Below are 16,127 nucleotides of genomic sequence, written 5' to 3'. Positions count from 1 at the left end.
TCGCCATCAGCAATGCCAAGAGACAGTTGATAAATACGTTCCATGACATCAAGCCCGAATTCTTACAAAATTACTTAGATGAATTCTGTTACAAGTTTAATCGCCGATATTTGGGAGAAGCTCTTTTGGGAAGATTGCTGGTTGCCTGTGTAAGCTATAGAAATGAGTTTAGGTATAAGTGCGGATAATCATATATAATTAATAATGGATACGAATGTACGACAGGTTAATTGTCAATGGTGAATTGTCATGCCGGGTACATGATTCGGCGTGTAATGCGCATACCCATTACCCGAAAGGGCCGGGAGCCCGAATTATTTCAGCCCCATCCCGTAAGGGTGGGGTATCGACATCCGGACCTTGTTCGGAGGGCTGAAGGCCTGAATTAAATTCATTCTTATTTGTTCTATATTACTATGGATTTAATGACACCAACAGCGGTGTACGGATAAAGGTAAACCAAAGAAACTGTGTGTATTACAGGTTTGAGATAACTGCGTACTTGTGGCCTCGATATGGATGGAAGTGACATTATGACAAAAAATACCGAACGGAGCATGTGCATGAACATGTCCGTTCGGTAGAGATTGTGTTTAATTATCTGCTACTTATGTGTCCTCAAAAGCCGATTCCTCTGCGATAATCCATAGGCGTGACGCCGTACATTTTCCTGAAAGCACTATAGAAATTGGGCGTATGCTCGAAACCGCAATGCTCGGCGATGTCCTCAATCGTAAATCCGGGTTTGGTCTCCAGCAGGTTTCGTGCCTTCTGCATCTTTATCTTCAACATGTACGTGGCGGGGGAGTCGCCTGTAATGGCAACGAGTTTCCGGTGCAGCTGTCGTGGGCTCATGCAGAGTTTCTCTGCCAGCGTGTTCACATCCAAGTGCCGTTTGTCCAAGAGCTGATAGATGAAATCCACCGCCTTGGCAAGGAAGCGTCGCTCAGCATCCGTGAGCTTCTGCTCCTTGTCCGTATCGGCACTATTGCTGAACTTGTCACGCAGACGGAGATGACGGTCAAGCAATTTTTCTACTCTTGTTCGCAGCTCGTCGGCGTTGAACGGCTTGGAAATATAGGCATCGGCCCCTGCCTCCAATCCCTTGATTCGTTCTTCCTCCGTAATCTTCGCCGTAACGACGATGATGGGAATGTGGTTGATGATTTCGTTTCCACGCACCTGCCGGCACACTTCCAGACCATCCATGCCGGGCATCATCAGGTCGGTGATGATGAGGTCGGGTACCAGGTCGAGCGCCTTTTCCATTCCTTCCTTGCCGTTGGCGGCATAGGAGACAGCGTAACGGTCGGCAAACAGCGAACCGATATAGGCGGCGATGTCGTGGTTGTCCTCAATGACAAGCAGACGGCATTGGTTGTCGTCGTTCTCGCTGTCGGCAAGTGTTGTCTCGTTTTCGGGCAGGAGCGGAGCGCTGTCAATCATTGTACTGTCCATTTTTCGCTTGCTGTCATGGTGTATCGGCACATGGATATGGAATGTCGTGCCTTTTCCTACCGTGCTCTCTATCGTGATGAAGCCTTCCACTGCGTCGATAATCTGCTTGACGAGTGCCAGCCCCACGCCCGTACCGATGCTTCGCGCCTCGGTCTCTGCCTGATAGAAAGGCTCGAAGACATGGGAAACTGTTTCCTTGTCTATTCCCTCGCCCGTATCGGATACATCCAAGAACAGGCAGTTGCCTTCGCGCCATACCAACACGCTTACCTTTCCGTATTCGGGCGTGAACTTGAAGGCGTTCGATAGCAGGTTGTTCATTACCTTGCTCACATAGTCGGGCACGAAGTCCATCTCCACCGCCTCTCTGGCAAGGAAGTGCAGGTCGATATTACGGCTGCGGGCATAGTCGCGGTAGGCCTCGATAATCATGGTGAGATGCGCCGTGATGTTGCCGTTATACCAATCGGGATTGCCCACGGAAGACTTGATTTTCGAGATGTCCAGGAGCTGGTTGATGAGGGTGAGCAAGCCCTTGCCCTGCCGCTCGATGGTGCGTGCGTTCTCCCTGACCGCTTCCGTGTCGGCATCTTGCAAGTTATGGCTCAGTCCGAGTATCACGGTGAGCGGCGTACGGAATTCGTGGGTGATGTTGGTGAAGAAGTTCTCGCGTAAGGCCGACAGTCTTTTCAGTGCCAGATGGTTTCGGCGGTGCAGTCGGTTGGTATAAAGTACGATTGTCAGCACTCCTGACAAGACGAGCAGCACAATCCCCAAAACACCAAAGCCGACATAGCGCGCCGTCCGTTCCTGTTCCAGCCTGTGCCGTGCCTCACCCATCTCCCTCGCCTGCCGGTTGCGCTCGATGTTCAGGCTCGTGTTCTGGATGCGGTTCACCTTTTCCATGTTCAGCACACTGTCTTGCATGGTCATAGCCTGCTCGTAAGAGGACAAGGCCGTACGGTAGTCGCCCGCCCGTTTATAGTGCTTGTAATATAAGGTATGGATTTCCGCCAGATGCTCCGGCGACTTGATGCGTTCGGCTATCGCTTTTGCCTTGCCCAGGTATTCCATCTCCTTCGCGTCGTTGCCGGTGGTGTGATAGATGTCTGCAAGGGCAATGAGCGAGTTCAGGGCATGCCATTCGTCTTTGGACTCCTGCATTAGCCGGTAGACGGTTTCATATTCCTCGGTCGCCTTGCCGTATTGCCGCGCCTTTTCGTAGAGCGAACCGAAATAAGTGTGGCAGAGCGATATGCCGAGTGTGCTGCCCGCCTCTGTGTTGAGTGCCATCGACTTGAGGTAATACACCTAGGCCGAGTCTGTTTGTCCGCGATGCTCGAAGATGGAACCGAGATTGGCGTAGTTGATGGCCTGTCCCAACGCGCTGTGCAACTGCCGTTCACCTTCCAGTGCCATGCGTAGTGCGCTGTCTGCACGCTCGTAATTGCCTAATGTCATGTAAATATTGCCCAGTCCGTTGAGCGATATGGCCCGGTTTTTCCTGGTAGTGGACGAGGTGTCGGCGCATTCCTCGCTGAGTGTCCATGCCCGGTAATGATATTCCTGCGCCACGTCGAGCACACCCATCCGCCGGTAGTCGGTGCCGATGTTGTTCAGCGCCTGCACCCACTCGAGCGTATCGCCGACGGCTTCTGCCTGCTGCTGCCCCTTGCTGTGCACGTTCAGGGCTTCCTCGAAGCGGCTCTCGTTGCGCAATACCTTGCCCCATTCCCGCAGGGCAATGATGCTGCCGAGCCTGTCGCCCTCGCTTTCCATTCGTTTTTGCAGTAGGGCGAGCGAATCAATGTCGTGGGCGGAGCGCACGATGCTGTCCGCCATCTTGCGTTCGTCAGGGGTGAATGATACGGACTTCTTCCCGCACGAAACGAGCAGGAGACAAACTGAAATAAACGCCGCTAACGCGCTTAAAATCAGTCGGTAGCCCCCCCCCCCTCCATAACTGTTAAAAGGCTCATGGTGAGGTTGTAAAGTGGTTTTAAGGTTATATTTATCGTACTGCATAAATGTGATGTTTTATGATTGTTCATGGGCGTGCTTATTGTCTGGTCAGCCATTCGGCGGCGGGAATCATACGGATGGTATATCCGTTCTTCTCCACCTCACGGTCTTCGTCGAAGTTGATGAGCAGCAGGTTCTCGCAGTGGAATTTCGTGGCGGCTTTCAGCAGGGCGTTGATTTCACGGTTCAGGGTCTTCTCCGCACTGATGTCGTAGGACACCTGCACTAATTGTTCCACCTTGCCGCTCTTGGCGATGACGAAGTCCACCTCCCATTGCTTGTCACGGTAGTAGAACACGTCGGCATATTCAGGGCGGTAGCGGCGGAGCAGTTCCACATAGACCGTATTCTCCAGTCGCCAGCCCGTGTTCTCTGTGGAGAAGGTGCCGCTGCGCTCAGATACGAAGGCCACGTCCACGACATACACTTTTTCGTTTCGTACCCGTTCCCGGCTCTTGTAGGAAAACTTGGGAACGCCTAGAAGCAGGAATGCCTCCTTCAGATAGGAATAGTAGTTTTCTATGGTATGGTTCGATACGCCGAACATCCGGGCAAGGTCCGTAGCCACGAACTCCTGACAGAAATTGTCGGCAAGGTAGGTTGCCATCCGCCGGAGCACCTCCACGTGCCGCAGGCGGAATCGCCGAGCAATGTCGTTCTTGATGATGGAGTTGAGCAGCGCCTCTATGTATCCCCGTTTGTTCCGCTCGTTCAGCAGTTCGGGAAAGCCTCCGTCCGTAAGGTATTCATGCAGGGCTTTCTTGCGCAGGGCCTTGGACTTGGTGGAGAGGGAGCGAAGCTCCACGCCGCGCATCGTGGCATATTCGGCAAACGAGAACGGATAGAGCTCCACCTTGTTGTGTCGCCCCGTCAGGTGGGTGGTCAGCTCGCTGCTCAGCAGCTTGGAGTTGGAGCCCGTGACGAACAGGTGCACTTTCTGGCGAAGCAGCCGGTTGGCGAACAGCTGCCAGCCCTTGATGTTCTGCACCTCGTCGAGGAAGAGATATTTGAAATCACCGTATATCTGGTACAAGGCGTCGAGCACGCGGTCGAAATCGCCGGTCTCCAGCCCTGTCAGTCGGTCGTCGTCGAAGTTGGCGTAGGCAAATTCCACTCCCTGCTGCCGTATGAACTTCTCGCACAGGGTGGATTTTCCGCTTCTCCGCACACCTGTCACAATCTGGGCAAGGTTGCTCGACGGCGAGAGCTGTCTTTCCTCCATCCTGTCGCACAGCAGCGACAGGTCGTGTGACAGCAGTTCCTCCTTTTGGTCGGAAAAGATGGTTATCAGTCTTCTTGCATCCATGTCATCATGATGTTTTAACTGCCTGCAAAGATAACGAAAAAGTTCCATAATCCACGACACGACACTGAGAAAACTTCCATAAATCACCAAATATTTCTTTTATCGGCTCATTGTCTTCTGCTCCGAAACCAATCATGAAATGCGAAAAGACCTGCTTTGAAGTCCCGAAAGCCCCATTTCTTAAAAGTTGTAAAACTATTCATGTGTTTCTTATGATTATCAGTAAGTTATAAGCCTGAAATGTCCGATTAGAATAATCGGGGCAAATGCAGAATGTCCGATCAGCATAGTTTTTTGTCCGATTAGCATAGTCCCCTCCCATCGTCTCACCTTTAATTTTGCAGCAGAAAAACAGACCCGCCGCATCCTCCGGCAACGGCTCATGGGGTTCTTCACAGGTGGCCTGTTATAATAAGGTATGTGAGACAAGACGACAATATCATCAACTCTTTTAATTTAATTCAAGCAACAAGTATGAACAAAAGACGAACATTTTCGACCAGCCGGATGAGCAGCACCAAGCCCGGCTTGAGTGATGCCACGGCGAGAAAAGGCGCGCGAAAGCGAACGAAACCGCTTATTCCGCCGCTCAGCGGCCGATGGGCACGAGTGGGTCTCTGCGTCCTGTTCTCCGCAACCGTAGCCGTCGGCGCGCAGGCGCAGGCCACAGACGGGAGCGGAACACAGCTGCCGCGAGACCAAAGCAGCGAGCTGCGCACCCGCACTTGGAGTATTTATACCGAGGGCGGACTGTCGTGGGCAAGCGACGTATGGTATCAGAATCTCGATGCCAAGCGCAGTTACAAACAGTCGCCCGCCATGGGTGGCGGCGTGGACTTCACCATCCGCCCCTGGGTGCGCGTGGGCGCCGAGTATCTTTGGTCGCGCTACCGCCGTGAGCAGCGCTTCTCCGTGCTCGACACCAAGACGACGCCCATCAAGGCGTACGGCAACTACTTGATGAACTACCACAACGCCAAACTCGGCTTAGGCTTCAACCTCATGGAGCTGTGGCCCCGCCGCGGCGCGCAGTGGCTCAACATCTGGGTGGGCACGGGCGTAGGCTACACCTTTGCCAAGGGCAACGAGTATGGCATCTACATCAGCAACACGCAGACGCAGGGCGGACAAACCACGCCCATTGGCGAGGGAACAACCATCGGCAACGACTCGGAAGTAACCATCACGGGCAGCATACGTAGCACGAACCGCCACGAGAAGTTCAACACGCTCTACGTTCCCGCTTCGCTCCATATCGAGGCCGACATGAGCCGGGAGTTCAGCATCGGACTGAAAGGCGAGACGGACCGGCTCTTCAACCGCAAGGGCATCGCTCCGAAGCGTTTTGTCTTCGGTTTGGTGACCCTGCGCTATACTTTCGTAAAATAAAACCAATAACCAACTGAAATATGAAACGAATTCAATCCATTCTGCTTGCCATCGCCATGCCGTTGGCAACACCTGCGTTCTTCACCTCATGTCAGGAGGACGCACCCGATATCCATTACACCTTGAGCGTGTCGGTCATTAACGACTTCACCAAGGTCGTGGAAGAAATCAATAAAGGTAAACTCGATCACGAGGAAGCCATCAGGAAGCTCACCGAGGCCATCGACAAGATGAACGCTGACCGGCAGACCAAGCTGCAGGCCATCATCGACGTGCTCACCTCCGTGAACGCCACGCTCGAAACCAAGTTTGCAGCCATCGAGGCTGCCATGAAGGCGCAGACACTCTCATTCGAAGGCAAGCTAGCACTCTTGGAGACCGCCGTGAAAAACCAGACCCTCAAGCAGGAGGAAATGGCCGGCAAGCTCATCACCGCTATCAACAACTTGCAAGGCAGCATGGAGGCGAAGATAGCAGCCATCGCCGAGGCCATCAACAGCGTGAACACTACGCTCCAGAGCAAGCTCGCCCTCATCGAGGCGGCCATCAAGGCTCAGACCCTCTCGCTCGAGGCAAAGCTCGGTCTCATCGAAGCCGCGATCAAGGCGATGCCGAACTACAGCGACAAGTTCGACGCCGTGGTTGCCGCCCTTAATGCGATGAAGGCGCAGATCGAGGCGCTCGGCACGGGACAGGCCGGCATCGTCAATGCCATCAACAACACGACAGCCGCCATCAACAGCCTCATCGCTGCCGTGAACAGTGGCAACGCCGATACAGCCGCAGCCCTCGCGCAGATTATCCAGAAGCTCGAGGAACTGAAGGACAAGATCGGCGGTGGCGGCGGTTCTACCGAAGAGTATGTGGACCTCGGCCTGCCCAGCGGCATCAAGTGGGCAAAGCGCAACCTCGGCGCATCGAAGCCGAGCGACTACGGCCACTACTACGCATGGGGCGAGACCGAGCCCAAGACCGACTACACTTGGGCAACCTACAAGTGGATGCAGGCGGGCCAGTCCGACTGGAAGCACATCACCAAGTACACCGTCGCCGACGGCCAGACCGAGGGCATCTGGTATGACGCCGGCGGCACCTTCATCGGCGACAACAAGACCACCCTCGAAGCGGCCGACGACGCCGCCACCCGGAAACTCGGCTCGCCCTGGCGCATGCCGACCTTGGTCGAAATCCGGGAACTTTTAGACGCGAACAATTGCACCTGGACGTGGACCACACAGGACGGCAAGAACGGCTACGAAGTGAAGAGCAAAACGAACGGCAACTCCATCTTCCTGCCTGCCGCCGGCTACCGCGGAGGTTCCGCTCTCTACTATGCCGGCAGCGGAGGCTACTTCTGGTCGTGTTCGCTCGACGCGGCCCGCAGCTACTGCGCCCGCAACCTCGGCTTCGATTCGGGCGCGCGCGGCTGGTACCACAACCCCCGCTTCTACGGGTTCTCGGTGCGGCCCGTCCGCCCATAAAATTTGCCTTGCCCGAAATGGGTATAGTGCGATCAGCTGACAATAAAAACCTCTCCTCCCGCCCACAGCGGCGGGAGGAGAGATATAAACAATAACCAAATGTTTCACGATTAAAAAATCAGAATTATGAACAGACATTCAAAGTATTACAGGCTGAACCCCGTAAAGGGAAAATTGGGCAAAGTAAACCACAAGGTAGTGGGTGACATCAAGTACGATACCTTCCGCCGCTTCAACTCCTACAACGCTGCAACCAAACACGCCATTTTAGGAGCGGTAGGCAAGCTTCTTGATGAAATGGTACGGGAGGACGCGGGACTCTACATACAGGGCAGTGGACCACGCAAACGCCCCATCCTCATATTCGTTGACGGAGAATGGAAAGTGGTTTGGCTTCCCGACCCAATAGCACCTTATGCCACTCCTTCCGATTTCTCCTATAAAAAAATAATGGAGAGCATGGAACGCGTCGCAATAGAAAAAGTGGATGCTTCGCACCATATTGTTAAACTCAAGGGTAAGGATGGCGTACAACTTACACTCAACGTCTTCGGAACATTCTGAGTAAACTACAAAACGAAGGTTGTTCGGCTTTCGCCGACAACCTTCGTTTTATTTTTTGACGGGTGAAAGATGGGACTCGAACCCACGACCCTCGGAACCACAATCCGATGCTCTAACCGGCTGAGCTACATTCACCATTATGCTGCACTTTTTTAATGCGCTGCAAAGATAGCGCATTTTTTTACACCTGCAAACGGTTGGCGGAAATTTTTCTACGGTCGGCAGACTGAAAAATGGGAGGCTGGCTCTTTATCTGCAACTTTTGTCTGTCGCCTGAAGGATTGGAATAAACCTTATTGAATCATATAAACCCAGATTCCGCAATAGAACCAATAAGAATGAATTTAATTCAGGCCTTCAGCCCTTATAAACCTCGCAGAGGCGGTGAATTGTTAAATTGTTGAGTTGTTGATTCGTTGACATGTTGATTCGTTGACATGTTGATTTGTTGGCTGACCGCTGAATACTGACCGCTAACGATTATATCAGGCTTACAGCCCTCTAACCAAGGTATGGGCATGGATTCCCCACCCTTACGGGATGGGGCTGAAATAATTCGGGCTTCCAGCCCTTGTATGCCCTGCGGGCGTTGAGTTGTTGATTCGTTGATTTGTTGGCTGTCCTGATTGCTGACCGCTAACAAACAATTACGAATTACGCAAGCTGAATACTGATAGCTGACTGCTGTAAAAGCCCTGAAAGGGCATAATAATTCAGCCCAATGCGAAGCGTTGGGGAAAAAAAGCATCGCATCTCGGCGGAGGGCTGTAAGCCTGACGTAACCATTGTCGTACATTCGTACGTCCATTATTAACGGTAAACACCGAACAGTGTATCGCGTAATTTGGGATAATAAGTAGTAACGGATTAAAGAGGCAATGTAGCAAAGTATGAAGCTAAAAAAGAAAAAGAAGGAGACAATGAAAAGGGCATGTCAGGTGGATCGTTTTGAAAAGCGAACACGGAAAGAAGATATCAAATGAAATATCAATATGGTTTTTATAGGACGATTCAAAAATTTTTTAATAATTCTGCATGCTTAAAATAAAAATAGTATTTATCTTTGCGGTGTAAAAAAATCTTTGACTAATATTGTATAAAAAAGAAGAATGATGGAAAAGATTAAAGGATTGATCGATGCTCCATTTACGCCATTTGACAAAAAAGGCGAGGTGGATTATGCTCCGATAGCGGAATATGCGGCACTGTTGGCGCGTAACGGGTTGAAAGGTGTTTTTATTAACGGCTCGTCCGGTGAGGGCTACATGCTGACGGAAGACGAACGGATGAAACTGGCTGAAAAATGGGTTTCGGTTGTTCCGTCGGGCTTTAAAGTGATTGTTCATGTGGGGAGTACGTGTGTGAAATCGAGCCGCCGTCTGGCCGCTCATGCTCAAGAAATCGGTGCATGGGGAACGGGGGCGATGGCTTCGCCGTTTCCTAAAGTGGCGCGTGTGGAAGAGTTGGTACAATATTGTGAGGAGATTGCGAGCGGTGCACCGGAACTCCCGTTTTACTATTATCATATACCGGCCTTCAATGGAGCATACCTGTCGATGGTCGAGTTTCTGCAAACGGTAGACGGACGTATCCCGAACTTTGCCGGTATTAAATATACGTATGAGAGTCTTTATGAATACAACCAGTGCCGTCTTTACAAGAACGGGAAGTTCGATATGCTGCACGGGCAGGACGAGACGATTCTTCCCTGTCTGGCCATGGGAGGAGCACAGGGCGGTATCGGCGGCACGACGAACTATAACGGCCGCGAGCTGGTCGGTATTATCGAGGCATGGGAAGCCGGTGATTTGGAAACAGCGCGTGAACGACAAAACTTTTCGCAGGAAGTAATCAATGTGATTTGTAATTATCGCGGAAATATCGTCGGAGGAAAGCGAATCATGAAACTGATCGGTCTCGACCTCGGGAAAAACCGTACGCCTTTCCGTAACATGACCGATGCCGAAGAAACTTCGATGAAGAAAGAACTCGAAGCGATCGGATTTTTTGAAAGATGTAATAAATAAATGAATATGGATATCAAAGAATATCTGGGATATTGGGCGGAAAAGTATAAGAACGATTTACTGACGGATATCTTCCCGTTTTGGATAAAATACGGGGTAGATCGTGTTAACGGAGGCTATTACACGTGTGTCGATCGGGACGGAACACTGTACGACCCGACAAAATCGGTTTGGTTTCAGGGGCGCTTTGCGTTTGTGCTGGCGTATGCGTATAACCATATTGAGCGCAATGAAGAATGGTTAGCCTTGTCGAAATCGGGTATTGATTTTATCGAAGAACACTGTACCGATAGGGACGGGCGGATGTATTTTGAAGTAACTGCCGACGGTACGCCTTTGCGTAAGCGTCGTTATCTCTTCTCCGAATCGTTTGCGGCGATTGCCATGTCGGAATATGCGATGGCTTCGGGCGACCGGACGTATGCCGAAAAAGCCTTGGCTCTGTTTAAGCTGATCCTCAAATACAAAAATACGCCGGGTTTGACTGAACCGAAATACCTTCCTGCTTTTCAGGCGAAAGGGCACTCGCTTTGCATGATTCTGATCAATACGGCATCACGAATCCGCGCGGCAATCAATGATGAGGTGCTGACACGACAGATCGATGAGTCGATCGATGAGATCCGTCGTTACTTTATGCATCCGGAATATCGTGCATTGCTTGAGACGGTTGGCCCTAACGGCGAGTTTATCGACACGTCGGCCGGCCGGTTAATTAATCCGGGGCATTGCATCGAAACGGCATGGTTTCTGATGGAAGAAGCTGCGTTCAGGAAGGGGGATAAGGCGTTGCTTGAAACAGCGCTGACCATCCTCGACTGGTCGTGGGAATGGGGATGGGACACCGAATTCGGCGGTATCATCAATTTCCGCGACTGTCGCAATTTCCCCGCGCAGGATTATTCGCAGGACATGAAGTTCTGGTGGCCGCAGACCGAGACGGTGATAGCAGCACTTTACGCTTATCAAGCTACCGGCAACGAAAAATATCTGGAGATGCACCGTCAGGTGAACGAATACATGTATGCTCACTTCCCCGACAGTCAATACGGAGAGTGGTACGGCTACCTGCATCGCGACGGAACTGTGGCGCAGCCTGCTAAAGGAAATCTTTTCAAAGGTCCGTTTCATATTCCGCGGATGATGATAAAGGCACACCTCCTGTGCCGTGAGCTTATGACTTAAATTATGGATTAAAATCGGACGATGATGAAAAACTCAAAGTATTACCCTTGGATTGTCGTAGCCCTCTTGTGGGTTGTGGCGCTGCTAAATTACCTCGATCGGCAGATGCTCTCGACCATGAGAGATACGATGATGATCGATATCGCGGAGCTGGAATCGGCAGCAAACTTCGGGCGGCTGATGGCTGTCTTCCTTTGGATTTACGGTTTGATGAGTCCGGTCGCCGGTATGATTGCCGACCGTGTGAATCGTAAATGGCTGATTGTCTCAAGCCTTTTTGTCTGGTCGTTTGTGACGCTGATGATGGGCTTCTGTACGACTTTCGAACAGGTCTATTGGTTGCGTGCATTGATGGGAGTCAGCGAAGCATTATATATCCCTGCGGGACTGTCGCTGATCACCGACTATCATCGGGAGAAAACACGTTCGCTGGCTGTCGGCATCCACATGACGGGATTGTATGTCGGACAGGCCTTAGGCGGCTTTGGGGCAACGGTTTCCAGTATTTTCAGTTGGCATGTTACTTTCCAGAGCTTTGGCTGGATAGGTATTATATACAGTCTCATCCTGATCCTTTTCCTGAAAGATAAAAAGAGTGAGACACCGGTAAGTACTCCACAGCCCACTTCGTTGGGCGAAACGGTAAAATCGGCATTGAAAGGTATCGGCATGTTGGCCGGTAACATTTCATTCTGGATCATCCTGCTCTATTTTGCGACTCCGAGTCTTCCGGGATGGGCGACGAAGAACTGGTTACCGACGCTGTTCTCCGAAAACCTGTCGATCGATATGACGAAAGCCGGACCGTTATCGACGATTGTCATTGCCGTGTCATCATTCATCGGAGTGATTGCCGGTGGCATCCTTTCCGACCGGTGGATACAACGTAACCTTCGAGGACGTATTTATACCGGAGCGATCGGGTTGTCACTGATGATCCCTTCCTTGCTGCTGCTCGGCTTCGGACATAGTCTGACGATGATTATCGGCGGAGGACTGTGCTTCGGTATCGGTTACGGCATGTTCGATGCGAATAACATGCCGATCCTGTGTCAGTTTATTTCGTCGAGATACCGTGCTACAGCCTACGGACTCATGAACATGACGGGGGTATTTGCCGGCGCCATGATTACGAATTTCCTCGGACGGTCGACCGATGCCGGCAACCTTGGGAAAGACTTCGCGATGCTGGCAGTCGTAGTCGCTGGTGCTCTCGTCGTACAATTACTCTTTCTGCGTCCCCAAACCGCAGACAAGAAAGAGAAATAAAGGTCTTCATTAATCAATAACTATTTAAATTTATGAAAAGAATTTTAAAAAATGTTGTATTGGGGGGGGTATTTTTATTCATATCTCTGCATCCGAACGGTGTGAATGCCAAAAATAATTTGGGCATAAGCGAGACGAATATCTCTCAACAAAACAAAAATGTTTCAGGCACAGTCACTGATCAATCAGGTGAGCCGGTGATTGGTGCGTCTGTTGTAGAGAAAGGAACGAGAAACGGAACAGTTACCGACATAGACGGAAACTATTCCTTGTCGACTGCTTCGAATGCGGTTCTTGTTTTTTCTTATATCGGATACGCCTCTCAGGAGGTTTCGGTGGCCGGAAAAACAAAGATCGACGTGGTGTTAAAAGAAGATGTGGCTCAATTGAGCGAAGTCGTCGTAACCGGTTACGGCGGACGGCAGTTGCGTTCGAAAGTCACCAACTCCATTTCAAAAGTGAAGGAGGAGACCTTAAGTCAAGGGTTATTTTCAAATCCCGCACAGGCGCTGTCGGGTGCAGTAGCCGGTCTGTCGGTCAGCCAGACTTCGGGGAATCCCGGAGCTACTCCGACGCTGGTGCTTCGTGGAGGAACGAACTTCGACGGTTCGGGATCGCCGTTGATCCTGATCGACGGGCAAGTGCGCAGTTCTTTAAGCGATATCAACCCTGACGATATCGAGTCGATGGAAGTGTTGAAAGATGCCGGTGCAACGGCTATCTACGGAGCGCGTGCTAACGACGGGGTTATTTTAGTAACGACGAAGCGAGGGAAAAGCGGCCGTGCCGAGGTGAATCTGAAAGCCAAGTTCGGAATGAACTATTTTCATGATTCATATCAATTTCTGGATGCCGGTCAGTACTTGTATTGGATGCGTTCGGCTTACAAAAACGCTTATGTGGATGAATTGAAGAATCCCGACGGAACAAAAGTGAAGTCTTGGTCCAGTTTGGGCAGTTTGACCGGTGCCACACCCTACGGAACAGGAAATGCCTACTTCGGCAAGGATGGAGTGACTCCCTTAGACGGGAACAAGCATGCTTCGGCTGTGTGGAGTCCGATGAAATATAATGACAAACTCGCTTTCCTGCTCGATCAGGGATGGCAAACGATGACGGATCCGGTATATGGTGACAAGATCATCTATAAAAATACTTTTATGGATGAATTCAACATTCAGTCTCCGGCTTATTCGCAGGATTACAATCTGAGTGTAAACGGCGGTAACAATAAAGGAAGTTACTACGCGGGCTTAGGATATAATAAGAGTGACGGAACAGCTTACGGCAATTGGTATAAACGGATTACGTTTACGTTGAATGCCGATTATAAACTAAAAGAATGGCTGACATCGAATTCGAGTTTCACGTTTGCCGATGCAACATGGTACGGTTTACCTCCTTCGCAGGCCGATGAAGCGAATTATTTTTCGCGCGTTTTTTCCGTACCTCCTACATTCCGGGGATACAATGCAAAAGGTGAAATGTTGCTCGGACCGAATTCGGGTGACGGAAACCAGCAATATAACTTTAAACAGTTTATCCGTGATAACAATACGGATAAGTTTACCATCAATCAGTCGTTTACACTTGACTTGATGAAAGGTCTCTCGCTTAAACTCGGGACGATCTGGTATTTCTCGGAAGGGAAGTATGAGGCATTCAACAAAGATTATCTTAGTTCGCCGGGTAATATGAACACGGCACGCCATACGTCTGCTTCTTATAAACGTACACTGGATCAGACCTACAATGCCATTTTGAATTATAAACGTCAGATTAACAAAGATCATTACCTTGACGCGATGGCAGGTTTTGAATATTATGATTCGTATGAGAAGGGGTTCAATGCGGCCGGATCCGGAGCACCGACAGATGATTTTATGGATTTGGGGCTGACGTCGAAAAAAGAAAATCAGCGGAGTATTGATTCGTGGCATTCACGTCAGCGCATTATGTCGTTTTTCGGACGCGTGAATTACGATTATCAAAGTAAATACCTGCTTTCGATCGTAATGCGAAAAGACGGCTATTCGAAGCTGACTGAAGAAAACCGGTGGGGAATCTTTCCGGGAGTCTCGGCCGGATGGGTGTTCAATAAAGAGGAATTTATGGCTGGCACAACCGATATCCTTTCGTTCGGTAAACTGCGTGCCAGTTTCGGGCTGAACGGGAATGTAAATAAAAATTTCGTAGGCAATTATACCGTACAGGGATCGTATGGAAGTTTGACATACAACGGTTCTACCGGATTCCTGTTAGGTGCGATTCCCAATCCTTATCTGTTATGGGAAAAATCGCGTACGTTCGAAGTCGGGCTTGATCTCGGGTTCCTCGAGAATCGGATCAACGCAAACCTGACCTATTATAATCGTTTGACGACGGACAAGTATGCCAATATCACCATCCCATCTACTTCAGGGGTCAACTCGGTCGTATCCAACAACGGCAAGTTTCAGAATCAGGGATTAGAGTTTGAATTGGCTTTCCGTATCATCGACAACAAAGACTGGAAATGGAACATAAGCTGGAACGGAGCGATGAATAGGAATAAAGTGATACAGCTTCCGGATAACGGTCTTGAGCGTAATCGTCAGGGTGCTTTTCAGGTATATACCGGTAATGGCAATGAGAAAATGTGGGTCGGCGGTTATCAGGAAGGACAGACCCCTAACGATTTGTATGCGTTTGTGGCGGAAGGTATCTACCGGTCGCAGGACGAGATTCCCAAAGGACTGATTGATATCACATCCGGAGGGTTTGGCTCGACAGGGCGTCCGCTTTATGGGGGTGCCGAAGGGTATCATAAATTGTCGGAATCGCAGAAAAAGAATGCACTCCCCATTCAGCCGGGCGATATCAAATGGAAGGATGTCAATGGCGACGGAGTGATCGATAACTTTGACAGGGTGAAGATTGGCAATACCGTACCGAAATGGACCGGTGGGATCAGCACGTCTTTAAGTTGGAAGAGCCTGACCCTCTCTGCGCGTATGGACTATGCCTTGGGGTTCAAAGCAGTTGACTGGAGAACGCCATGGTTTATGGGAGCCGCTCAGGGAACCTTTAATACGATTGCCGAGACGAAAGATACCTGGACACCTGATAACCCGAATGCTGCCTATCCGAAATATGTCTGGGCCGACCAATTGGGTAAACGCAATTATTCCCGCACTACGTCCATGTTCATCTACAAGGGGGATTATCTGGCTTTACGCGAATTGACCCTGGCTTACAAATTACCGGCATTATGGATCGAAAAAGCTCGACTGAACGCCGTAGAGTTATCCGTGACCGGACAAAATTTAGGGTATTTGACACAGGCCAAACACCTCTTTTCTCCCGAAAAAGCGAATAATAACGGCGGTTATCCGTTACCCCGTACAGTTATTTTCGGGATTAATGTAACTTTTTGATTGATTAACG

11 protein-coding genes, 1 tRNA gene and 1 pseudogene are annotated in these 16,127 nt (G+C 50.5%); 8 read left to right on the top strand and 5 right to left on the bottom strand.

The features are described from left to right. Positions 1 to 188 (top strand): annotated as a pseudogene (locus Tanf_RS14545) (IS1595 family transposase); the annotation flags it as partial. 430 nt (positions 189 to 618) lie between these two features. On the opposite strand, the gene Tanf_RS13710 reads toward Tanf_RS14545, so the two are convergent. From Tanf_RS13710 to Tanf_RS13705, 3 genes are all read right to left on the bottom strand, one after another. Then, entirely contained in the window at positions 619 to 2,751 is a 2,133-nt protein-coding gene (locus Tanf_RS13710) for a response regulator (protein ID WP_306766692.1), read from the bottom strand. Positions 2,752 to 2,769: 18 nt separating this feature from the next. Further along, positions 2,770 to 3,141: a tetratricopeptide repeat protein gene (locus tag Tanf_RS15950; protein ID WP_306766693.1), complete on the bottom strand. Its 372-nt coding sequence runs from the start codon at positions 3,139 to 3,141 to the stop codon at positions 2,770 to 2,772. Positions 3,142 to 3,517: 376 nt separating this feature from the next. Continuing rightward, entirely contained in the window at positions 3,518 to 4,873 is a 1,356-nt protein-coding gene (locus Tanf_RS13705) for an ATP-binding protein (RefSeq protein ID WP_236684448.1), read from the bottom strand. A 387-nt stretch (positions 4,874 to 5,260) separates the two neighbouring features. Between Tanf_RS13705 and Tanf_RS13700 the strand changes: the two genes are divergently transcribed. The 3 genes from Tanf_RS13700 (at position 5,261) to Tanf_RS13690 (ending at position 8,220) form a co-directional block, all read left to right on the top strand. Next, positions 5,261 to 6,175 carry a hypothetical protein gene (locus tag Tanf_RS13700; RefSeq protein WP_087879766.1) on the top strand — a complete coding sequence of 305 codons (915 nt, stop codon included), beginning with the start codon at positions 5,261 to 5,263 and terminating at the stop codon, positions 6,173 to 6,175. A gap of 20 nt (positions 6,176 to 6,195) precedes the next feature. After that, on the top strand, positions 6,196 to 7,656 hold the full coding sequence (locus Tanf_RS13695) for a hypothetical protein (RefSeq protein WP_046826231.1): 1,461 nt from the start codon (positions 6,196 to 6,198) through the stop codon (positions 7,654 to 7,656). A 126-nt stretch (positions 7,657 to 7,782) separates the two neighbouring features. Next, positions 7,783 to 8,220 carry a hypothetical protein gene (locus Tanf_RS13690; protein WP_046826230.1) on the top strand — a complete coding sequence of 146 codons (438 nt, stop codon included), beginning with the start codon at positions 7,783 to 7,785 and terminating at the stop codon, positions 8,218 to 8,220. Positions 8,221 to 8,280: 60 nt separating this feature from the next. Here the strand turns inward: Tanf_RS13690 and Tanf_RS13685 are convergent. Both Tanf_RS13685 and Tanf_RS15195 read right to left on the bottom strand, forming a co-directional pair. Next, a tRNA-His gene (locus tag Tanf_RS13685) sits at positions 8,281 to 8,356 on the bottom strand. A gap of 228 nt (positions 8,357 to 8,584) precedes the next feature. Then, positions 8,585 to 9,016 (bottom strand): hypothetical protein, encoded by a 432-nt coding sequence (locus Tanf_RS15195; protein WP_161794975.1) that lies wholly within the window; start codon positions 9,014 to 9,016, stop codon positions 8,585 to 8,587. 316 nt (positions 9,017 to 9,332) lie between these two features. Here Tanf_RS15195 and Tanf_RS13680 point away from each other — a divergent pair, with 316 nt between their 5' ends. Genes Tanf_RS13680 through Tanf_RS13665 form a run of 4 tightly spaced genes read left to right on the top strand, consistent with a single transcriptional unit; the run spans position 9,333 to position 16,117 of the window. After that, on the top strand, positions 9,333 to 10,247 hold the full coding sequence (locus tag Tanf_RS13680) for a dihydrodipicolinate synthase family protein (RefSeq protein ID WP_046826246.1): 915 nt from the start codon (positions 9,333 to 9,335) through the stop codon (positions 10,245 to 10,247). 6 nt (positions 10,248 to 10,253) lie between these two features. Beyond that, positions 10,254 to 11,432, top strand: a complete 1,179-nt coding sequence (locus Tanf_RS13675) for an AGE family epimerase/isomerase (protein ID WP_046826245.1) — start codon at positions 10,254 to 10,256, stop codon at positions 11,430 to 11,432. Between the two features lie 24 nt (positions 11,433 to 11,456). Next, positions 11,457 to 12,701, top strand: a complete 1,245-nt coding sequence (locus tag Tanf_RS13670) for an MFS transporter (RefSeq protein ID WP_046826244.1) — start codon at positions 11,457 to 11,459, stop codon at positions 12,699 to 12,701. Positions 12,702 to 12,733: 32 nt separating this feature from the next. Next, positions 12,734 to 16,117 (top strand): SusC/RagA family TonB-linked outer membrane protein, encoded by a 3,384-nt coding sequence (locus Tanf_RS13665; RefSeq protein WP_080948655.1) that lies wholly within the window; start codon positions 12,734 to 12,736, stop codon positions 16,115 to 16,117. The last annotated feature ends 10 nt before the right edge of the window (positions 16,118 to 16,127 follow it).

The organism is Tannerella forsythia, assembly GCF_001006485.1.
Taxonomy (GTDB): domain Bacteria; phylum Bacteroidota; class Bacteroidia; order Bacteroidales; family Tannerellaceae; genus Tannerella; species Tannerella forsythia.
Note: the sequence above shows the minus strand (reverse complement) of the source record. Positions and strands in the feature narration are given on the sequence as shown.